Below are 19,428 nucleotides of genomic sequence, written 5' to 3' on the forward strand. Positions count from 1 at the left end.
TTATGAAATCAATTCAAATTGCAATTGACGGTCCAGCTTCTAGCGGAAAGTCAACAGTAGCAAAAATTATTGCTAAAGACTTGGGTTATACCTATCTTGACACGGGTGCTATGTATCGGTCAGCTACCTATTTGGCTTTAACAAATGGTGTTGAGGTTACTGATCAAGATCGTATCGTGGACTTGCTTGCCCAAAATCCAATTCGATTTGGTCGTGATGAAGACGGGCAACAATTAGTTTTTGTTGGAGATGAAGATGTTACTTTACCAATTCGTGATAACCAAGTAACAAATAATGTATCAGCGGTAGCATCTCTCCCTTTGGTGAGGGAAGAATTAGTTCGCTTGCAACAGGAAATTGCACAGGCTGGTGGCATCGTTATGGATGGGCGAGACATTGGTACAGTCGTATTGCCTCAAGCGGAACTTAAGATTTTCTTGATTGCATCAGTGGAAGAGCGTGCTCTTCGTCGTTTTAAGGAAAATACGGAACGTGGTATTGAGACAGATTTGGAGACCTTGAAAGAGGAGATTGCTGCTCGCGACTATAAAGATTCCAACCGAGCAGTTTCTCCCTTGAAAGCTGCTGACGATGCCATTACATTTGATACAACAGGAGTATCCATCGAAGGTGTAGTGAAATTTATTTCAGAAAAAGCACAAGAAATTCTTGACAAGTAGTTTGTGACATGTTAGAATAGTCGTATTGAGAAAAGCAGAAGTGAGAACTTCTCGCCTTGCGACTAACGTTGTCTGGCTCTACGGATTAAGATTTCTTCGGAAAGAATAATGGTGTAGTGCGGACTTGTGTAGCAAGTCCGTTTCGTTTTTCTCGAAAAATATAAAATGAGGTGAAAAGCCATAGCAAAGCAAGATTTGTTCATCAATGATGAAATTCGAGTGCGTGAAGTTCGTCTTATCGGTCTTGAGGGTGAACAGTTGGGAATCAAACCGCTCAATGAGGCTCAGGCCATTGCTGATAGCGCAAACGTGGATTTAGTCTTGATTCAACCACAAGCCAAACCACCAGTAGCTAAAATTATGGACTACGGTAAGTTCAAATTTGAATATCAGAAGAAACAGAAAGAACAACGCAAAAAACAAAGTGTTGTCACTGTGAAGGAAGTGCGTCTAAGCCCAGTTATTGACAAAGGGGACTTCGAGACAAAACTTCGTCATGCCCGTAAATTCCTAGAAAAAGGAAATAAGGTAAAGGTTTCGATCCGTTTCAAAGGTCGTATGATTACCCACAAAGAAGTTGGAGCGAAAGTATTAGCTGAGTTCGCTGAAGCAACTCAAGATATTGCTATTATCGAACAACGCGCTAAGATGGACGGACGTCAAATGTTTATGCAATTGGCCCCAGCTTCAGATAAAAAATAAGCTTTTTAAGCAAAAGGAGAATTAACATGCCAAAACAAAAAACTCACCGCGCATCAGCTAAACGTTTCAAACGTACAGGTTCTGGTGGATTGAAACGCTTCCGCGCTTACACTTCACACCGTTTCCACGGTAAAACTAAAAAACAACGTCGTCACCTTCGTAAAGCAGGTATGGTACATGCTGGTGACTTCAAGCGTATCAAGTCTATGCTTACTCAAATGCGCTAAGCACTGATATTGCACTACTTATTATTTGAATTATTTGGAGGAAAATTAAATGGCACGTGTTAAAGGTGGCGTTGTTTCTCGTAAACGCCGTAAACGTATTTTAAAATTAGCTAAAGGTTACTATGGAGCTAAACATCTCTTGTTCCGCACTGCGAAAGAACAAGTTATGAACTCTTACTACTATGCATACCGTGACCGCCGTCAGAAAAAACGTGATTTCCGTAAATTGTGGATCACTCGTATCAACGCGGCTGCTCGCATGAACGGTTTGTCATACTCACAATTGATGCACGGTTTGAAATTGGCAGAAATCGAAGTAAACCGTAAAATGCTTGCTGACTTGGCAGTAAACGATGCAGCAGCGTTCACAGCTCTTGCAGATGCTGCTAAAGCACAGCTTGCTAAATAAGGTATAAGAAAATCTTGGGAAATTTTCCAGGATTTTTTTCTTTGACAGGCTAAATTTTAGTAAAAATTTGAATTATGAATAAGTAAGCTTTGAGTGTTCATATTAGGCACTCGCTTCCCAAATAGTTCTTGAGTTATCAACTTTATAAACTTAAACTTGTCTTGTTTCTAATGCAGTTTACATAGGACTAGCTGTAGCTGATATAAAATAATTTGCTGATGCTAGTTCATTGTTGTAATAATAACCTTCGTTGAGTAGCTTTACTTAATTGGTAAGTGCGGTTGAAGTTAACCTATTTATGGTATAATTATACTTATGGAAATTACTATTACAAAACGAGAAAATATATACAAAATGAACCTTTCCTATAATGTTTCCTCATCCTTGGAACAAGTTTGGAATTTATTAGCGACAGACAGTGGTTTTGCCCGCTGGTTTCCGCAGTTGAGGGTTGAGGATGACAAGTTGATATTTGAAATGGAAGACTTCCGTGAAACTATGGACTTATTGACTTATGAACTGCAGGAAAAAATTGCTTACACTTGGGATACGGCTAAGATTTCTTTCAGTCTGAGCCAGCGAGAGAAAGGAACACAGATCCTTTTTGAAGAAGAAATCCCTGTCGATTTTGGCAATGATCATGTGGACGCTCAAAAAGACATGACAGGTTGGCTAGTTCAAAATGAATGTATTCAACTTCTCTTGCAAGGACAGGACTTGCCTGACCACCTGCCTTTGCAGGAAAAATGGGCTGCATTTTTGGAAGAAGAATTGAAACGATAGAAGACTAGGAGATTGAGTAAGATGAAATGGTGGGCCCGATTGAGAGAAGAATATTATGAAACACGGTACAATTCTGGCGAGGATTGGTTGGAATGGTTCATAAAAAGAAAAATGACCTGGGGCTGGCGGTGGTTTTTAGTCGTGGCTATTTGTGTCCTCTATCGATTGTTTTGGCTAGAACCACGAAATATTTTTCGCTTCTTCTATTTTATTTTTGTCCTTGGACTTGTATATGGTTGTTATAATTTGATAAGGTTAATACGCAGGAAGTGAAAGAATGTGTGAGCGTCTTTATTGTTAGCACGCGTGATAAAAGAATGTAAATGAAAGGAATTACCATGCAACAAATTACTTGCCCTCATTGCGATACCGTTTTTACGGTTAATGAAACAGAATACAGTCAGCTGTTAGCACAGGTACGAGGTGCGGAGTTTGAAAAAGAAATCCATGACCGCTTGGAGCGGGAACGGGAATTATTGTCCCAAAGGGCAGAAAATGACTTGCAAGCTAAACTGGGTGATAAGGACAAGGAAATCCTTGAATTGACTGCGCGTTTGGATAAGCTGGCTAGTCAAACGGAGCTTGAAATCAGCTCTGCCATTTCCCAAAAAGACCAAGAAATTCTAGAACTGACTGCAAAGTTGGATAAGCTGACTAGTCAGACGGAGCTGGAAGTCAGCTCTGCTATTTCCAAAAAAGACCAAGAAATCCAAGAGCTTAAGGCTCAGTTGAGGCAAATCGGTTTGGCTAAGGACTTGGAGTTGCAGCAGGCGGTGGCTAAGGTGGAGAAGGAGCGGGATGCAGCTCAGAATGCCTTGGCCATGCAGGAGCAGAAGCAGGAGTTGGCCTTGGCGACCACCCGTCAGGAGTACGAGGTGCGTCTCAAAGCGGCGGATGAGCAGGTGGAGTTTTACAAGAACTTCAAGGCCCAACAGTCCACCAAGGCGATTGGTGAGAGTTTGGAACTGTATGCTGAGGCAGAATTTAACAAGGTGCGGCAGCTGGCCTTTCCAAATGCCTACTTTGAGAAGGACAATCAGGTGTCGGCACGGGGCTCCAAGGGCGACTACATCTATCGGGAGCTGGACGAGAATGGGGTGGAAATCCTCTCCATTATGTTCGAGATGAAGAACGAGGCGGACGACACGGTCAAGAAGCACAAGAACGAGGACTTTTTCAAGGAGTTGGACAAGGACCGTCGGGAGAAGGACTGCGAGTATGCTGTCTTGGTGACCATGTTGGAGGCGGACAACGACTACTACAACACTGGTATCGTGGATGTCAGCCACAAGTACGAGAAGATGTACGTGGTTCGTCCCCAGTTCTTTATTCAGTTGATAGGGCTTTTGCGAAATGCTGCGCTCAATAGCTTGAAGTACAAGCAGGAGTTGGCTTTAGTCAGAGAACAGCATATCGACATAACTCATTTTGAAGAAGATTTGGCTACTTTCAAGACAGCCTTTGCCAAGAACTACCAGTCAGCCAGCAACAATTTCCAGAAGGCTATTGATGAAATTGACAAGGCAATCAAGCGTATGGAGGCTGTCAAGGCAGCCCTGACCACTAGCGAAAACCAGCTTCGCCTAGCCAATAATAAACTAGACGATGTCTCCGTCAAAAAACTAACCCGTAATAACCCTACGATGAAGGCCAAGTTTGAGGCGTTAAAGGAGTAAAAACAATGAACACAATTGACCTAAATCTGCCTGTTGCAGAGATTATCAGCCAGCACCCAGAAGTCAAGGACATACTGGTAGAGCTTGGTTTCAAGCCCTTGGCAAATCCAGCTATGCTCAATACAGTTGGTAAGGTGACCAGTCTTAAGACTGGATCCAAGATGACAAAGATTCCGTTAGACCGTATTCAACATGTCTTGGAATGCAACGGCTATGAGGTAATAGGAGGAGAAGTATGACAGAACAACGGATTGATATTTTGAAGAATATTCTCTTAGAACTGCACAATGGTGCCAGCCCAGAGTCTGTTCAAGACCAGTTTAATCAGTATTTCACAGGAGTTTCTGCCTTGGAAATCTCTATGATGGAGCATGAACTTATGTCCAGCGACACGGGTATCACTTTTGAAGATGTCATGAGCCTTTGCAATATCCATGCCAACCTCTTCAAAGGAGCCATTGCTGATGTGGAAGTGGCGGATATGGATCGGGAAGGTCACCCTGTCTATGTTTTCAAGCAGGAAAACCTGGCACTGCGGGCAGCTCTCTTACGCATCCGCCGTATCCTCGACCAGTATGAGCAGACAGAGGATGTGGAGCTGAAAGACCAGCTCCTGCAAGGTTTGACACGCCAGTTTGACCTCTTGGGGCAGTTTGAAAACCACTACACTCGCAAGGAAAAAGTCTTCTTTCCGATCATGGAGCGGTACGGTCATGATGCACCGCCCAAGGTCATGTGGGGTGTAGACGATGAGATTCGCGATCTCTTCAAAACGGCTCGCAAAACCCTTGCAACAGGTGACATAGCAGCAACAAAAGCCCATTTTGAAACCTTTGCCAAGGAATTTGAAGAGATGATTTTCAAGGAGGAGGCCATTCTCCTCATGATTCTATTGGAGATTTTCACCCAGGACGACTGGCTCCAAGTGGCCGCAGACAGCGACGCCTACGGCTACGCCATTGTCAAGCCGACAACCAAGTGGGTGCCTCATCGGGAGGTTTTTGGAGAAATAGCAGAGCAGGCAGCAGATAGCATTTCTCCGCAGCCAGCTAGCCCAAACCAGCAGATTATCGACACGCCAGAAGGCCAGTTTACCATTACCTTCACACCCAAGGAAAAGTCAGAAACTGTTCAGGACAGGACTAGTCCGCAGACCTTCGGCAATGGTTATTTATCTGTTGAGCAGGCCAATCTTATCCTCAACCATTTACCGTTGGAACTCACCTTTGTCAACAAGGATGATATTTTCCAATATTACAATGACAGCCACCCTGTTGAAGACATGATTTTCAAACGAACGCCAAGCCAGATTGGACGTCATGTGGAGCTCTGCCATCCTCCCAAAATCTTAGACAAGGTCAAGAAAATTTTTGACTTGCTCCGCACAGGGCAAAAAGACCAGGTCACCATGTGGTTCAAGTCCGGGAGCATGGGCAAGTTTGTCTATGTGGTCTATAAGGCGGTGCGTGATGACCAAGGAGAGTTTCAAGGCGTTTTGGAGTATGTCCAAGATATCCAACCATTTTTTGAGATTGATAGCGATTTTCATCGGGATATTTAATCCAACCGGACCGCCCACAAGAGCGGTCCTTTGTGTTATAATGAGAACATGATTTCAGGAATTATTAACGTAAAAAAAGAGGCGGGTATGACCTCGCACGATGTTGTATTTAAGCTTCGCAAGATTTTGCAGGAGAAGAAGATTGGGCACGGGGGAACCTTGGATCCAGATGTGACAGGTGTTCTGCCTATCGCAGTAGGCAAGGCCACGCGCATGATTGAGTACATGCAGGAAGAGGGAAAGATTTACGAGGGGGAGATTACCCTCGGCTATTCGACCACGACCGAAGATGCATCGGGTGACCTTGTTGAACGGACGCCGGTTTTGGACATAGCAGAGCAGGCAGTGGATGAGGCCATAGCTAGTTTTATTGGCACCATTACCCAGATTCCGCCTATGTACTCAGCCGTTAAGGTCAAGGGCCGCAAACTTTACGAATACGCACGGGCGGGCGAAGAAGTCGAGCGTCCACAACGCCAAATTGAGATTTACAGTTTTGAACGGACTAGCCCGATTGAACGAGCAGATGACTGTGCACGGTTTACCTTCCGAGTTCGCTGTGGCAAGGGCACCTATGTCCGTACCCTGTCTGTTGATTTGGGAGCTAAACTAGGTTATGCCAGCCATATGTCCAAGCTAGAGCGGACAGGTTCAGCAGGTATGAGCCTGACAGACGCCCTGACAATCGAAGAGATTGCTGACAAGGTTGCTCAAAATGATTATTCCTTCCTCCGTCCCATTGAGCAGGGAATTGGTGACTTGCCGATAGTTGATTTGACGATTGAGCAAGTCAGTGATGCCAGATTTGGTCGTTTTATTACCTTAGATAGTCAGGAGGAATTGTTGGCAGGTTTTCATAAGGAGAAACTGGTGGCTATCCTAGAAAAACGTGACCAAGTCTATAAGCCTCGGAAGGTTTTTCTTGAAGAAGTTTTAGCCTAGTTGTGATAAAATAAACGATATGAAGATTAGAACGATTAAAAATTATCAAGAATTCCATCAGGAAGAGCCGACTGTTTTGGTTTTAGGCTATTTCGATGGGATTCATTTGGGACATAAAGCCCTTTTAGACCGTGCTAGACAAGTTGCAGATGAAAAAGGATTGTCAGTAACTGTACTTACTTTTCCAGAAACACCTCGTCTGGCTTTTGCGCGTTTTACACCAGAACTTTTACTCCATTTGACCAGTCAAGATCAGCGTTACCACTTGTTGGAGAAATACGGTGTAGACCAGCTGGTTTTGACAGATTTTACCAGTGAGTTTGCCAGCAATACCCCTCAGCAGTTTTTAGAACGCTACATCAAGGGGTTGAACGCACAAGTCTTAGTGGCAGGTTTCGATTATCATTTCGGAAATTGCAGAGCAGATGTGACAGACTTGACAGCCTTGTTTGACGGGCAAGTTGAAATTATTGAAGAAGTCTGCCTAGATGATGAAAAGGTATCTTCTACCCGTATCCGACAAGCTATTCAAGCAGGAGATGTTGAATTAGCCAATCGTCTGTTAGGTTATACTTTTATGACAGAAGGTATTGTGGTGCATGGAGATGCCAGAGGCCGCACAATCGGCTATCCAACAGCAAATTTGGCTCCATTTGACCGTGTTCATTTACCATCTGAGGGTGTATATGTTGCTGATGTTGAAGTAGATGGGAAACGCTATCGAGCCATGACAAGCGTTGGGAAAAATGTGACCTTTGATGGAACCGAAATGCGGATTGAAGCCCATATTTTTGGATTTGATCGCTTTATCTACGGAGAAAAAATAACTATTTTTTGGCTTGAAAAAATTCGAGATATGGTTAAATTTGATGGGATTGAAGGGTTGATGGAGCAGATGAAATCTGATGAAATTTTTGCTTTGAATTGGAGTCGGAATGCTTAAACATGTCATACAAGATCCTCGCTATGATAAAGGTATGACCTACCTAGCCGTTGTTTATGTCTTGTTAATTGTCCTTGAACTGATAGATCCTGGCCTAGCGAACTCTAGTGGTTACAATATTTTAGATTGGCTACTTTGGTTTACTTTTGTTGTTGATTATTTCCTTAATCTTTATTTTTCTGAAGATAGGGTAGAATTCATTCAAGGTCATGTTCTAGAATTAATTGCCATCATTCCTTTTGATTCCGTCTTTAGTTTCCTTCGTTTGGGGCGTTTGGCTCGGCTATTTAGGTTGGTCAAGGTGGCTCGCATTTTTGCCCTGTCCAACCGTTTCTGGGACACTCTTAACAAGCTCATGCATACGAATAGCTTGTCCAAAGTCTTACTCTTGAATGTATCTGCTGTTTTGACAGCTAGTGTCCTGCTTTCAGCAATAGAAGGCAAATCATTTTTTGATGCTGTTTGGTGGTCAATTGTAACCATGACAACTGTTGGTTATGGTGACATTGTCCCGCAGGATACGATATCAAAAATCATTGCCATTCTTTTGATGCTGGTTGGTATCAGTACCTTTGGTATGGTGACTTCGACAATCACTCGATTCTTCTCGGAGACTGAAAGAGAAACAAAACTGGATGCTTTAATTGCAAAAGTAGATGAACAGACAGAACTCCTAAGACAGTTAGAGAAAAAAATAGAATCTTTAGAAAATTTAATAGATAGAGATTAGTTTGCTATTGAAAACTATTCCAAAATACATTATAATAGAAAGAGAATGTAGAAAGGGATGATGGCATGATTACTTTATTTTTATCGCCGAGTTGTACAAGTTGCCGAAAAGCTAGGGCTTGGTTAACAAGTCACGAAGTCCCTTTTACTGAACACAATATAATGACTAGCCCTTTGACTGCTGATGAATTGAAAAAGATATTGGCTTTGACTGAGAACGGGACAGATGACTTGATTTCCACTCGTTCCAAAGTTTTTCAAAAGTTAAATGTTGATGTGGATGAGTTGTCCATCAAGCAGTTGATTGAGCTGATAGAGCTTTATCCTAGTCTTCTGCGTCGTCCGATTATCTTGGATGAGAAACGTATGCAGATTGGGTTTAATGAAGATGAGATTCGTGCATTCTTGCCACGCAAATACCGTAAACAAGAACTAAAAAATGCCACACTTCGGGCAGAAATAGGATAAGAGAGAAAAGAGATATGAACAAAAATTATTCATATCCACTTGATTTTTCGTGGAGCACAGAGGAGATTTCCTCCGTGCTTTCTTTTTTAAATCAGGTGGAGGCTACATACGAAAAAGGTGCTGATGCGAGTGCTATTTTGACTAGCTACAAACAGTTTAAAGAGGTTGTTAAAAGCAAGGGACAGGAGCGTCAAATCGACCGCGAATTTGAAGAAGTATCAGGCTATTCTACTTATCGCGTGATTAAGGCCGCGAGGGAGAAGAGGAAAGGGGTTATTCGACTTGGAAACTAAGTATCGACTAGCTCAATCACTTGTTCTACAAGCAGGTGAATTTCTAAAAACACATTTGCATGATGAACTTGAAATTGAAGAAAAAGAAAATGCCACGGATTTGGTGACTCAGCTTGACAAGCTGACACAACAATTTTTGACAAACCAGATAAAAAAAGAGTACCCATCAGATTTGATTTTTGGCGAAGAAGGTGGGGATGTTAGCTCTATTTCAAATGGAAATGTTTGGGTTATAGATCCGATTGATGGAACCAGCAATTTTATTGCTCAGAAAAATGATTTTGCTCTTATGTTAGCCTATTTTGAAAATGGCATTGGTCAATTTGGATTGATATACGATGTTATGCAAGACAAGCTATTTCATGGTGGTGGAAAGTTTCCAGTTTTTTGCAATAAAGAGCGTCTTGCAAGTCCTAGTCTGTCTTCCATCAGTCAGACTTTATTAGGGTTGAATGCCCAACTCTACGCTGCCAATAAACACGGTCTAGCTGACCTTGCAAATATCAGCCTGGGTACACGCTCTGTTGGCAGTGCAGGAATTGGATTTTCCCATGTCTTAGAAGGAAGATTATTTGCCTATGCGTCCTATCTCTATCCTTGGGACTATGCTGCCGCCAGTATTCTTGGACAAGGCTTAGATCTTAGTTTGTTGAGCTTGGAGGCTGAAAATCCATCATTTGATAAAAGAGAACACGTTATTCTAGTTGCTAATCAGCACTTGGAAGAAGTGAAGAGGTATTTATTCTAATGCAATTACCACAGGATTTTATTGATAAATATAGTGATTTGCTTGGTCAAGAAGCCCAAGCATTTTTTGAGAGTTTTGAACAACCTGCTATTTCAGGTTTTCGGACTAATCCCTTGAAGGAAGGTCAAATTGCTTTTGACAACCCAATTCCAGATATGCCATGGTCCTATTATGGCAAGGTCTCTGGGAAATCGCCAGAACACGTGACGGGTCTTGTCTACTCGCAAGAACCAGCTGCGCAAGTGGTTGGTCAAGTTGCTAGTCCTGAAAAGGGTATGAAGGTCTTGGACCTAGCGGCAGCGCCAGGTGGAAAGTCAACCCACTTGCTTTCCTATTTGGACAATACTGGATTGCTAGTGAGTAATGAAATTTCGAGCAAACGTGCCAAAATTCTAGCAGAAAATATTGAACGATTTGGAGCAAGAAACGTAGTCGTGACCAATGAGTCTGCGGACCGTCTAGCCAAGGTATTTCCAGCTTATTTTGATATGATTGTCTTAGATGCACCTTGCTCCGGTGAGGGAATGTTCAGAAAGGATCCGGATGCGATTCAATACTGGTCAAAGGACTATCCTGCCCAGTGTGCTAGTTTACAACGTGAGATTTTAGAATCAGCCTTGACTATGTTGGCTCCATATGGGCAGTTGATTTATTCGACCTGCACCTGGTCACCTGAAGAAAACGAAGAAATTGTCTCTTGGTTACTGGAAAATTATGACTTGGAATTGATAGATATTCCAAAAATCAATGGTATGGTTGAAGGGACTGGCTATTCTCAAACTGCTCGTATGTATCCTCATCATTTTTCAGGTGAGGGGCAGTTTGTTGCAAAGTTTAAATTTCTAGGGGAATCCAAGCAGAAAAAACTAAAACCAGGAAAATCAAATTTGAACAGAGAGCAGCAGACTCTCTGGAAAGAATTTGAGCAGAAGCAATTAACGGTGCAGTTAACTGGCTTGTTACAGGTTTTTGGCGATAATCTCTATCTCTTGCCAGATGGATTGCCGGATTTGTCTAACGTTAAGATTGCTCGTAATGGACTTCATTTAGGCACTTTCAAGAAGAAACGCTTTGAACCTAGTTTTGCCTTGGGCTTAGCACTTCACAGTAGTGAAGTCAGGAATCGAGTTGACATCAGTTTAGATGTTTTTCCAGCCTATGTTTCTGGACAAACTGTTGCAGTTTCTAAAGAACTGGTGAATGGTTGGTATCAGGTTGCAGTTCAAGGGAACGGTCTAGGATTTGCGAAAATTGTTTCTGGTACCCTAAAAAATGCCTTTCCTAGGGGCTTGAGATTTTAGTAGAAATAAGCAGATTTTTTTTGCAACTTGTCTTTTTATATGATATAGTGGATGAGTGGAAATAACTTGTAAATTCCTTGTAAAATACAAGGAAATCAAAAGGAGATTCCACTGAAAAATGTAAAGGAAAAAACGAAATGAAAAAAAAGCAGAAGCTTGGAATTGCAGCTTTGTTTCTTTTGAGTAGTGTAGCTCTTGCTGGTTGTTCCTCATGGATTGACCGTGGAGAGTCTATTACTGCAGTTGGATCTACAGCTCTTCAGCCTTTGGTTGAAGCCGCAGCAGATGAATTCGGTAGTGTCAATATCGGAAAATCTGTAAACGTTCAAGGTGGTGGATCAGGTACTGGTTTGTCACAGGTTCAGTCTGGAGCAGTTCAGATTGGTAATTCAGACGTATTTGCTGAAGAGAAAGACGGTATTGATGCTAGCAAATTAGTTGACCATCAAGTAGCTGTTGCTGGTCTTGCAGTGATTGTCAACGAGAAAGTAACTGTTGATGATATCACCACAGAAGATCTCCGTAAGATTTTCACAGGAGAGATTACCAACTGGAAAGAGTTAGGTGGAAATGACTTAACTATCTCCATCATTAACCGTGCGGCAAGTTCAGGTTCCCGTGCTACCTTCGATAGTATTATTATGGACGGTCATACAGCGGCACAAAGCCAAGAGCAAGACTCAAACGGGATGGTCAAGTCTATTGTTGCTCAAACACCGGGTGCGATTTCTTACTTGTCATTTGCTTATCTTGATGATTCCGTAAAAACAATTAAGCTTAATGGTGCTGAACCAACCGCTGAAAATGTAGCAACAAATGCTTGGCCAATTTGGTCATACGAGCACATGTATACCAAGGGAGCGCCTACTGAATTGACAGAAGAGTTTCTAACATACATGATGTCTGATGAAGTTCAAAATGGTATCGTTGAAAGTATGGGCTATATTTCTATTCATGATATGCAGGTTGAAAAGAGTGCTGACGGCACTGTGACAGAGAAGGAGTAAGCATGAAAAACGAACAATTAGCTAAAGAGTTGTCATCACCTTCTAAGAATTCTCGTTTGGAGAAGTTTGGTAAGGTTATTACCTTCCTTTGTCTTTCATTGATTGTATTTATAGTTGCCATGATTTTGATTTTCGTTGCGCAACGCGGTCTATCTACCTTCTTTGTGGATGGAGTTAGCATCACCGATTTCTTATTCGGAAGTAAGTGGGAGCCAAGTTCTAAAATCTTTGGCGCTCTGCCAATGATTTCTGGCTCGTTCATCGTCACTATCTTGTCTGCCATCGTAGCAACGCCAATTGCTATCGGTGCGGCTGTCTTTATGACAGAAATTTCACCAAAGCGTGGTGCTAAAATCTTGCAGCCAGTTATCGAGCTTTTGGTCGGTATCCCATCCGTTGTATATGGTTTCATCGGTTTGCAAGTGGTTGTGCCATTCGTTCGTTCTATCTTCGGTGGTACTGGTTTTGGTATCTTGTCAGGAGTATTTGTACTCTTTGTCATGATTTTGCCTACAGTAACATTTATGACAGTGGATAGCTTGCGTGCGGTGCCTCGTCACTATCGCGAAGCGAGTTTGGCCATGGGAGCGACTCGCTGGCAAACCATCTGGCGTGTTATCTTGAATGCTGCCAAGCCAGGTATTTTTACAGCTGTTATCTTCGGTATGGCTCGTGCCTTCGGTGAAGCCTTGGCGATTCAGATGGTGGTTGGTAACTCAGCAGTGATTCCAACTTCTCTGACTACGCCAGCCGCAACCTTGACTTCTGTTTTGACCATGGGTATTGGTAATACGGTTATGGGAACTGTACAAAACAACGTTCTCTGGTCATTGGCTCTTGTCTTGCTCTTGATGAGCCTTATCTTTAACATGATTATGAAATTTATTACGAGAGAGGGTAAGAAAAACTATGCACGCTAAAAAATTCGATAAATTGGCGACTGGTATTCTTTACTCCATCGCTACGGTGATTGTTGTCATCTTGACATCACTCATTCTCTACATCTTGCTCCGTGGTCTACCACATGTTAACTGGCATTTCTTGACCAGCAAATCCTCCTCTTATAAAGCTGGTGGTGGTATCGGAATTCAGCTATACAACTCATTCTTCCTATTGATTGTGACGCTCTTGATTTCTGTGCCCTTGTCAACAGGAGCAGGGATTTACTTGGCAGAATATGCTAAAAAAGGTCCCTTGACAAACTTCATACGTACTTGTATTGAGATTTTGTCATCTCTTCCATCCGTTGTCGTTGGTTTGTTTGGTTACTTGATTTTCGTTGTTCAGTTTGAGTATGGATTCTCAATCTTGTCAGGTGCCTTGGCCCTTACGGTCTTTAACTTGCCACAGATGACACGTAACGTAGAAGATAGTCTTCGCCACGTTCACCATACGCAACGTGAGGCGGGATTGGCTCTTGGTCTATCACGCTGGGAAACTGTTCTTCATGTTGTTATTCCAGAAGCTCTTCCAGGGATTGTCACAGGTATCGTCTTGGCATCTGGTCGTATCTTTGGTGAAGCAGCGGCCCTTATCTATACAGCAGGTCAATCAGCACCAGCACTTGATTGGTCAAACTGGAATCCATTAAGCGTTACAAGTCCGATTTCTATCTTCCGTCAATCAGAAACCCTCGCGGTTCACATTTGGAAGGTAAACAGTGAAGGTACAATTCCAGATGCAACCCAAGTTTCCGCTGGTTCAGCAGCAATCCTCTTGGTCTTCATCTTGATTTTCAACCTTTCTGCCCGTTATATCGGTAAGAAACTTCATGCGAAAATGACTTCAGCAGCCTAGAAGTCTGACTATTAAGGAGAAAAAATGGCAGATTACAACTGGAATGAACGCCATATCATCACTTTCCCAGAGGAAAAAATTGCCCTTTCAACAAAAGATGTTCACGTTTACTATGGTAAAAATGAAGCCATCAAGGGCATTGATATGCAGTTCGAGAAAAATAAAATTACAGCCTTGATTGGTCCTTCAGGCTGTGGTAAATCAACCTATCTTCGCAGTCTCAATCGTATGAATGATACGATCGATATTGCTAAGGTAACAGGCCAAATCCTCTACGAAGGAATTGACATCAACAGACCAGATATGAACGTTTACGAAATTCGTAAGCATATTGGAATGGTTTTCCAACGTCCTAACCCATTTGCAAAATCGATTTATCGCAATATTACTTTTGCTCATGAGCGTGCAGGTGTAAAAGATAAGCAAGTGTTGGATGAGATTGTTGAAACATCCTTGAAACAAGCGGCCCTCTGGGATCAGGTAAAAGACGATTTACACAAGTCAGCCTTTACCTTGTCTGGTGGACAACAGCAACGTTTGTGTATCGCACGTGCTATCTCCGTTAAACCTCAAATCTTGCTCATGGATGAACCAGCCTCAGCCTTGGACCCGATTGCCACTATGCAGTTGGAAGAAACCATGTTTGAGTTGAAGAAAGACTACACGATTATCATCGTTACGCACAATATGCAACAGGCAGCGCGTGCAAGTGACTATACTGCTTTCTTCTATCTTGGTGACTTGATTGAGTACGATAAAACAGCAAATATCTTCCAAAATGCCAAACTCAAGTCTACTAACGATTACGTTTCAGGACACTTTGGATAGAAAGGGAAACAATGACATCACCTATTTTACAAGTAAAAGATTTGTCTGTTTACTACAATAAGAAAAAGGCTTTGAATAGTGTTTCAATTGATTTCTATCCAAATGAAATTACAGCCTTGATTGGTCCGTCAGGTTCTGGAAAGTCAACGCTCTTGCGTGCGATTAACCGCATGGGCGATTTGAACCCAGAAGTAACCTTGACTGGTGCTATTGATTACAATGGTAAAAATATTTACAGTCCCCGTACAGATACGGTAGACCTTCGTAAGGAAATCGGGATGGTCTTCCAACAACCAAACCCATTCCCTATGTCTATCTATGAAAATGTTGTCTACGGCCTTCGTATCAATGGTATTAAGGACAAGCAACTTCTTGATGAGACTGTAGAGCGTGCCTTGATTGGTGCTTCTATTTGGAACGAGGTTAAGGATCGTTTGCACGATTCAGCAGTTGGTTTGTCAGGTGGTCAGCAGCAACGTGTCTGTGTAGCGCGTGTCTTGGCTACTAGTCCTAAAATTATCTTGTTGGATGAGCCAACATCAGCACTTGACCCTATCTCAGCTGGTAAGATTGAAGATACCTTGTATGGTTTGAAGGATAAGTACACCATGGTATTGGTAACACGTTCAATGCAGCAAGCGTCACGTATTTCAGATAGAACTGGTTTCTTCTTAGATGGAGATTTAATCGAATACAATTCTACAAAAGAAATGTTCATGAACCCTGCAAACAAAGAGACAGAAGATTATATTACAGGTAAGTTTGGTTAATCCTGTTAAAAAGAAAAGAGGTTTATATGTTAAGAGCGCAGTTTGAAGAAGAATTAGGAAAACTCCACAACCAATTTTACGCGATGGGAAATGAAGTTTTGGCTCAAATTAATAATGCTGTTCGTGCCTTTACAACTCATGATCGTGAATTGGCGAAAGAAGTGATCGAAGCAGATAAAAAAATCAATGATTTTGAAATTAAACTCGAAAAGAAATCTTTAGAGATTATTGCATTGCAACAGCCAGTTTCTACAGATTTACGTCGTGTAATCACTGTCTTGAAAGCAACAAGTGACTTAGAACGTATGGGAGACCACGCAGTTTCGATCGCAAAAGCTGCTATTCGTATGAAAGGCGAAGTCCGTATTCCAGTAGTTGAAGATGAAGTGAAGAAGATGGGCCGCGAAGTTCGAAAACTTGTTGAAGAAACTTTGGAGCTTTATCTTGGTGATGCGGATATGGAAGTCGCATATGAAGTAGCTGCTCGTGACGAAGTTGTCAATGAATTTTACTCAACAATCCAAGAATTGACAACTGAAGAAATCAAGAAAAATCCAGATGCATTGATTGCTGGTCGTGATTACTTCCAAGTACTAACGTATTTGGAACGTGTAGGAGACTACGCAAAGAATATCTGTGAATGGGTTGTTTACCTACGAACAGGTGATATTACTGAATTGTAAAATGGAAGTCCGAAAGGACTTCTTTTAGTTTACATTAAGGCAAATGCAATGAAACTTTAGATTGGTTTAAGTTTTTCATTTTATACTGTTCTTGTCATCTGGTGAGTAAAGACTCGCTATGATAAAATATTATTGAAAAGAGGAATTTTATGTCAATAATCAATCAATTAAAGTCACAGTCTAAAACAGTTTTGGCAGCAGTAGCCATTTCAGCCGCAACGATTGGATTTGTTGGAGGGATGAGTATTTCAAAATCTTCAACAGCTGTATCGACACAAAGCCAAGCAAGTTTGGCGCAAAATAATTCTGCAACAACGAATGGACAGGTAGCCGCATCTGCGAATACCCAAGGTATGCCACCAGGTCAAGGTGGAGCTCCCCAAGACATGCCACCAGGACAGGGTGGAGCACCTCAAGGCATGCCTCCAGGACAGAATGGGAATAGTCAAGGTATGACTCTACCAGATGCAGCAGGCGAAACATCCCAAGGAATGCCATCGGGTCGAAAAGGTGAGATGCGTGGTATGCCCCCTGGTCAAGGGACAAGCCATCCGGATACGACAAGTGGTGCAACACAGTCAAATTCATCATCAAGCACTTCATCAGACGAAGTAAATGCCTTAAAAGAGAAAATCAAGAAATAAAAGCTCAAATTTCAGGTAGTTCTAGCACTTCAAACCAATAGGAAAAATTTGAGATAAGTGGTATAATAAATTAGACTATGACAGAAAGCAGAGGCAACTTATTAATGTGAAAAAATATATTCAAAGACCAAGTTTTTACTTGTGTCTTTGAATTGTCTTTTAGATATTAGGTTAAGGAGATAGTCATGATTAAGATTTTGTTAGTAGAAGATGATTTAAGTCTTTCGAATTCTGTTTTTGATTTTTTAGATGATTTTGCAGATGTCATGCAAGTTTTTGATGGAGAAGAAGGAATCTATGAAGCGGAAACTGGTGTATACGACTTGATATTATTAGATTTAATGTTACCTGAAAAAGATGGTTTCCAAGTTCTCAGAGAATTACGTGAAAAGGGTGTTACAACTCCAGTATTGATTACAACTGCAAAAGAAAGTCTTGAAGATAAAGGTCATGGATTTGAATTAGGTGCAGATGATTATTTGACCAAGCCGTTCTATTTAGAAGAGTTGAAAATGCGTATTCAGGCACTTCTTAAACGTTCAGGTAAGTTCAATGATAATCAATTGACTTATGGGGATGTAACAGTAGATCTAGCTACCAACACAACAACAGTAGATGGTAAGGCTGTTGAATTACTAGGAAAAGAATTTGATCTTTTAGTATATTTCTTACAAAATCAAAATGTAATCTTGCCTAAAACACAGATTTTTGACAGATTATGGGGATTTGATAGCGATACTACCATTTCTGTAGTGGAGGTTTACGTTTCAAAAATCCGTAAAAAATTGAAGGGGACAACATTTGGAGAAAATTTACAAACTCTCCGTAGTGTTGGATATATTTTGAAAAATGCCTAAACAGTTGAGAAGTATAGTTAGCACAGATAAATTTTCTTATTTTATTCGATATTTTGCTGTTTTTACCTTAATTTTTGGACTGATTACGGTTATTATTTTCCAACTAATGCGCTCGACAATGTATCAAAGGATTGATGATTCTTTAGTGAGAGTAAAAGACTCCCCAGCTATGATAGTAGGTTTTGCTATAGCACGAACCTATGATCAAAATGTAGAGATGGTGATAGATTCTTCCTCAACTGTTGAATCAAGTTTCGATACGAGCTCGTCAAGTAATGTGAGAGAAGAGATGCCTCCGAAAAGCATTGGTGGTATTCAAGAGATGAAATTTGGTGCAAATACTCACGTTTTATTATATAGTAAAAACGAGAGTTTATTGAACCCAGACAATTTTACAGGGCTTTCGGAGTTTAAAGTTGATAAATCAAGTCTTGGTGAGATAAAAGAAGTAACAATTGAAAGTCCATTCGGTAGTGAAGAACATTATCGCTACATTTCTATTGAACTTTCTGAAGAGGATTTGGGATATTATTCAGATTATGATATTGCTTGTGCAACTGTTCTTATAAATGTAACACAGATTAAATCATCTATTTCAACTTATGAGTCAACAGTATTAATTGTCATGATTTCTGCCTGGTTGGTTTCAATATTTGCGAGTATTTATTTATCAAATATCAGCATGAAGCCGATTTTGATTAGCTATCAGAAGCAAAAAGATTTTGTAGAGAATGCCAGTCACGAATTACGTACCCCACTGGCTGTATTGCAAAATCGCTTGGAAAGTCTTTTCCGAAATCCAGAAGCAACAATATTGGAAAGTAGTGAGAGCATTGCTTCCAGTCTCGAAGAGGTTCGCAATATGCGCCTACTGACAACCAATCTTCTTAATCTAGCAAGACGAGATGATGGATTTAAGGTGGAAATAGTAGATGTTGAACCGGCTTATTTTGATGAAATATTTGAAAATTATTGCATGATAGCCGAAGAAAACGGTAAGAATATTGTAGTTGAAAATCACATTCAAAAATTCATTAGAACAGATAAAGTCCTACTCAAGCAATTGTTGACAATATTATTTGATAACGCCATGAAATACACGGATAACAATGGTGAAATCAAAATTATTGCTAGTCTAAAGGATAAAAGTATTCACATATCGATTGCTGATAATGGTTTGGGGATATCGGATGCAGATAAAAAGAAAATTTTTGATCGATTTTATCGTGTCGATAAGGCAAGGACTCGTCAAAAAGGTGGTTTTGGTTTAGGGCTTTCTTTGGCTCAGCAGATCATTAAAACCCTTAATGGTCAAATTGTGGTAAAAGATAATCAACCAAAAGGTACCATTTTTGAAGTTCATCTACCTAAATAATGATA

Annotated in this window: 24 protein-coding genes and 1 other annotated feature; all 24 genes read left to right on the top strand. The window is 41.2% G+C overall.

What is annotated here, in order from left to right; translation table 11 throughout:
* The first annotated feature begins 2 nt into the window (after positions 1-2).
* Positions 3-680 carry a (d)CMP kinase gene (cmk, locus tag NF418_RS00385; protein WP_256777947.1) on the top strand — a complete coding sequence of 226 codons (678 nt, stop codon included), beginning with the start codon at positions 3-5 and terminating at the stop codon, positions 678-680.
* Positions 681-706: 26 nt separating this feature from the next.
* Positions 707-835: a sequence feature (ribosomal protein L20 leader region), on the top strand.
* A 40-nt stretch (positions 836-875) separates the two neighbouring features.
* The gene (gene infC, locus NF418_RS00390; protein WP_002940606.1) at positions 876-1,382 is read left to right on the top strand and encodes a translation initiation factor IF-3; all 507 of its coding nucleotides are present in this window, start codon (positions 876-878) and stop codon (positions 1,380-1,382) included.
* Positions 1,383-1,408: 26 nt separating this feature from the next.
* Positions 1,409-1,609, top strand: a complete 201-nt coding sequence (rpmI, locus tag NF418_RS00395) for a 50S ribosomal protein L35 (RefSeq protein WP_024375714.1) — start codon at positions 1,409-1,411, stop codon at positions 1,607-1,609.
* Between the two features lie 49 nt (positions 1,610-1,658).
* Positions 1,659-2,018 carry a 50S ribosomal protein L20 gene (gene rplT / locus NF418_RS00400; protein WP_256777948.1) on the top strand — a complete coding sequence of 120 codons (360 nt, stop codon included), beginning with the start codon at positions 1,659-1,661 and terminating at the stop codon, positions 2,016-2,018.
* A gap of 354 nt (positions 2,019-2,372) precedes the next feature.
* A complete protein-coding gene (locus NF418_RS00405; RefSeq protein WP_256777949.1) occupies positions 2,373-2,801 on the top strand; it encodes an ATPase in 429 nt (142 codons plus the stop codon).
* 338 nt (positions 2,802-3,139) lie between these two features.
* Entirely contained in the window at positions 3,140-4,477 is a 1,338-nt protein-coding gene (locus NF418_RS00410; RefSeq protein WP_256777950.1) for a DUF2130 domain-containing protein, read from the top strand.
* Positions 4,478-4,482: 5 nt separating this feature from the next.
* Positions 4,483-4,716, top strand: coding sequence for a DUF1858 domain-containing protein (locus NF418_RS00415; RefSeq protein ID WP_256777951.1), 234 nt, complete (start codon positions 4,483-4,485; stop codon positions 4,714-4,716).
* Positions 4,713-6,038: a DUF438 domain-containing protein gene (locus NF418_RS00420; protein WP_256777952.1), complete on the top strand. Its 1,326-nt coding sequence runs from the start codon at positions 4,713-4,715 to the stop codon at positions 6,036-6,038. The genes NF418_RS00415 and NF418_RS00420 overlap by 4 nt, the downstream gene beginning before the upstream one ends.
* Before the next feature lie 51 nt (positions 6,039-6,089).
* Positions 6,090-6,980: a tRNA pseudouridine(55) synthase TruB gene (truB, locus tag NF418_RS00425; RefSeq protein WP_256778054.1), complete on the top strand. Its 891-nt coding sequence runs from the start codon at positions 6,090-6,092 to the stop codon at positions 6,978-6,980.
* 19 nt (positions 6,981-6,999) lie between these two features.
* Complete coding sequence (locus NF418_RS00430) at positions 7,000-7,923, top strand: bifunctional riboflavin kinase/FAD synthetase (protein ID WP_256777953.1); 924 nt, start codon at positions 7,000-7,002, stop codon at positions 7,921-7,923.
* Positions 7,916-8,653, top strand: a complete 738-nt coding sequence (locus NF418_RS00435) for a potassium channel family protein (RefSeq protein ID WP_256777954.1) — start codon at positions 7,916-7,918, stop codon at positions 8,651-8,653. Before NF418_RS00430 ends, NF418_RS00435 begins: the two co-directional genes overlap by 8 nt.
* A gap of 65 nt (positions 8,654-8,718) precedes the next feature.
* The gene (locus NF418_RS00440) at positions 8,719-9,120 is read left to right on the top strand and encodes a Spx/MgsR family RNA polymerase-binding regulatory protein (protein ID WP_044690746.1); all 402 of its coding nucleotides are present in this window, start codon (positions 8,719-8,721) and stop codon (positions 9,118-9,120) included.
* A gap of 14 nt (positions 9,121-9,134) precedes the next feature.
* A complete protein-coding gene (locus NF418_RS00445) occupies positions 9,135-9,413 on the top strand; it encodes a UPF0223 family protein (RefSeq protein WP_105107616.1) in 279 nt (92 codons plus the stop codon).
* Positions 9,403-10,161, top strand: a complete 759-nt coding sequence (locus NF418_RS00450; RefSeq protein ID WP_105107615.1) for an inositol monophosphatase family protein — start codon at positions 9,403-9,405, stop codon at positions 10,159-10,161. The genes NF418_RS00445 and NF418_RS00450 overlap by 11 nt, the downstream gene beginning before the upstream one ends.
* The gene (locus tag NF418_RS00455; RefSeq protein WP_256777955.1) at positions 10,161-11,462 is read left to right on the top strand and encodes an RsmF rRNA methyltransferase first C-terminal domain-containing protein; all 1,302 of its coding nucleotides are present in this window, start codon (positions 10,161-10,163) and stop codon (positions 11,460-11,462) included. The genes NF418_RS00450 and NF418_RS00455 overlap by 1 nt, the downstream gene beginning before the upstream one ends.
* A gap of 137 nt (positions 11,463-11,599) precedes the next feature.
* On the top strand, positions 11,600-12,469 hold the full coding sequence (locus NF418_RS00460) for a phosphate ABC transporter substrate-binding protein PstS (RefSeq protein ID WP_256777956.1): 870 nt from the start codon (positions 11,600-11,602) through the stop codon (positions 12,467-12,469).
* A 2-nt stretch (positions 12,470-12,471) separates the two neighbouring features.
* Complete coding sequence (gene pstC, locus NF418_RS00465; protein ID WP_029176378.1) at positions 12,472-13,389, top strand: phosphate ABC transporter permease subunit PstC; 918 nt, start codon at positions 12,472-12,474, stop codon at positions 13,387-13,389.
* Positions 13,379-14,266: a phosphate ABC transporter permease PstA gene (gene pstA / locus NF418_RS00470; protein WP_105206767.1), complete on the top strand. Its 888-nt coding sequence runs from the start codon at positions 13,379-13,381 to the stop codon at positions 14,264-14,266. Before pstC ends, pstA begins: the two co-directional genes overlap by 11 nt.
* Positions 14,267-14,290: 24 nt before the next feature.
* Complete coding sequence (pstB, locus tag NF418_RS00475; RefSeq protein ID WP_172002517.1) at positions 14,291-15,094, top strand: phosphate ABC transporter ATP-binding protein PstB; 804 nt, start codon at positions 14,291-14,293, stop codon at positions 15,092-15,094.
* Between the two features lie 11 nt (positions 15,095-15,105).
* Positions 15,106-15,864 (top strand): phosphate ABC transporter ATP-binding protein PstB, encoded by a 759-nt coding sequence (gene pstB / locus NF418_RS00480; protein ID WP_029186694.1) that lies wholly within the window; start codon positions 15,106-15,108, stop codon positions 15,862-15,864.
* 26 nt (positions 15,865-15,890) lie between these two features.
* The gene (gene phoU, locus NF418_RS00485; RefSeq protein ID WP_256777957.1) at positions 15,891-16,547 is read left to right on the top strand and encodes a phosphate signaling complex protein PhoU; all 657 of its coding nucleotides are present in this window, start codon (positions 15,891-15,893) and stop codon (positions 16,545-16,547) included.
* Between the two features lie 149 nt (positions 16,548-16,696).
* Entirely contained in the window at positions 16,697-17,191 is a 495-nt protein-coding gene (locus tag NF418_RS00490) for a hypothetical protein (RefSeq protein WP_256777958.1), read from the top strand.
* 185 nt (positions 17,192-17,376) lie between these two features.
* The gene (locus NF418_RS00495) at positions 17,377-18,048 is read left to right on the top strand and encodes a response regulator transcription factor (protein WP_105109433.1); all 672 of its coding nucleotides are present in this window, start codon (positions 17,377-17,379) and stop codon (positions 18,046-18,048) included.
* Entirely contained in the window at positions 18,041-19,423 is a 1,383-nt protein-coding gene (locus tag NF418_RS00500; protein WP_256777959.1) for a sensor histidine kinase, read from the top strand. Before NF418_RS00495 ends, NF418_RS00500 begins: the two co-directional genes overlap by 8 nt.
* The last annotated feature ends 5 nt before the right edge of the window (positions 19,424-19,428 follow it).

This window comes from Streptococcus suis (genome assembly GCF_024509555.1).
Taxonomy (GTDB): Bacteria; Bacillota; Bacilli; order Lactobacillales; family Streptococcaceae; genus Streptococcus; species Streptococcus suis_AD.

What these genes read in the sequence shown, in the direction of transcription:
- NF418_RS00405 (WP_256777949.1), top strand. Translation starts at nt 2,373, where the DNA reads ATGAACCTTTCCTATAATGTTTCCTCATCCTTGGAACAAGTTTGGAAT.
- phoU (WP_256777957.1), top strand. Translation starts at nt 15,891, where the DNA reads ATGTTAAGAGCGCAGTTTGAAGAAGAATTAGGAAAACTCCACAACCAA.
- pstA (WP_105206767.1), top strand. Translation starts at nt 13,379, where the DNA reads ATGCACGCTAAAAAATTCGATAAATTGGCGACTGGTATTCTTTACTCC.
- NF418_RS00455 (WP_256777955.1), top strand. Translation starts at nt 10,161, where the DNA reads ATGCAATTACCACAGGATTTTATTGATAAATATAGTGATTTGCTTGGT.
- NF418_RS00440 (WP_044690746.1), top strand. Translation starts at nt 8,719, where the DNA reads ATGATTACTTTATTTTTATCGCCGAGTTGTACAAGTTGCCGAAAAGCT.
- NF418_RS00495 (WP_105109433.1), top strand. Translation starts at nt 17,377, where the DNA reads ATGATTAAGATTTTGTTAGTAGAAGATGATTTAAGTCTTTCGAATTCT.
- NF418_RS00445 (WP_105107616.1), top strand. Translation starts at nt 9,135, where the DNA reads ATGAACAAAAATTATTCATATCCACTTGATTTTTCGTGGAGCACAGAG.
- NF418_RS00460 (WP_256777956.1), top strand. Translation starts at nt 11,600, where the DNA reads ATGAAAAAAAAGCAGAAGCTTGGAATTGCAGCTTTGTTTCTTTTGAGT.
- NF418_RS00420 (WP_256777952.1), top strand. Translation starts at nt 4,713, where the DNA reads ATGACAGAACAACGGATTGATATTTTGAAGAATATTCTCTTAGAACTG.
- NF418_RS00435 (WP_256777954.1), top strand. Translation starts at nt 7,916, where the DNA reads ATGCTTAAACATGTCATACAAGATCCTCGCTATGATAAAGGTATGACC.
- NF418_RS00500 (WP_256777959.1), top strand. Translation starts at nt 18,041, where the DNA reads ATGCCTAAACAGTTGAGAAGTATAGTTAGCACAGATAAATTTTCTTAT.
- rplT (WP_256777948.1), top strand. Translation starts at nt 1,659, where the DNA reads ATGGCACGTGTTAAAGGTGGCGTTGTTTCTCGTAAACGCCGTAAACGT.
- NF418_RS00415 (WP_256777951.1), top strand. Translation starts at nt 4,483, where the DNA reads ATGAACACAATTGACCTAAATCTGCCTGTTGCAGAGATTATCAGCCAG.
- NF418_RS00430 (WP_256777953.1), top strand. Translation starts at nt 7,000, where the DNA reads ATGAAGATTAGAACGATTAAAAATTATCAAGAATTCCATCAGGAAGAG.
- rpmI (WP_024375714.1), top strand. Translation starts at nt 1,409, where the DNA reads ATGCCAAAACAAAAAACTCACCGCGCATCAGCTAAACGTTTCAAACGT.
- NF418_RS00410 (WP_256777950.1), top strand. Translation starts at nt 3,140, where the DNA reads ATGCAACAAATTACTTGCCCTCATTGCGATACCGTTTTTACGGTTAAT.
- pstB (WP_029186694.1), top strand. Translation starts at nt 15,106, where the DNA reads ATGACATCACCTATTTTACAAGTAAAAGATTTGTCTGTTTACTACAAT.
- cmk (WP_256777947.1), top strand. Translation starts at nt 3, where the DNA reads ATGAAATCAATTCAAATTGCAATTGACGGTCCAGCTTCTAGCGGAAAG.
- pstB (WP_172002517.1), top strand. Translation starts at nt 14,291, where the DNA reads ATGGCAGATTACAACTGGAATGAACGCCATATCATCACTTTCCCAGAG.
- NF418_RS00490 (WP_256777958.1), top strand. Translation starts at nt 16,697, where the DNA reads ATGTCAATAATCAATCAATTAAAGTCACAGTCTAAAACAGTTTTGGCA.
- pstC (WP_029176378.1), top strand. Translation starts at nt 12,472, where the DNA reads ATGAAAAACGAACAATTAGCTAAAGAGTTGTCATCACCTTCTAAGAAT.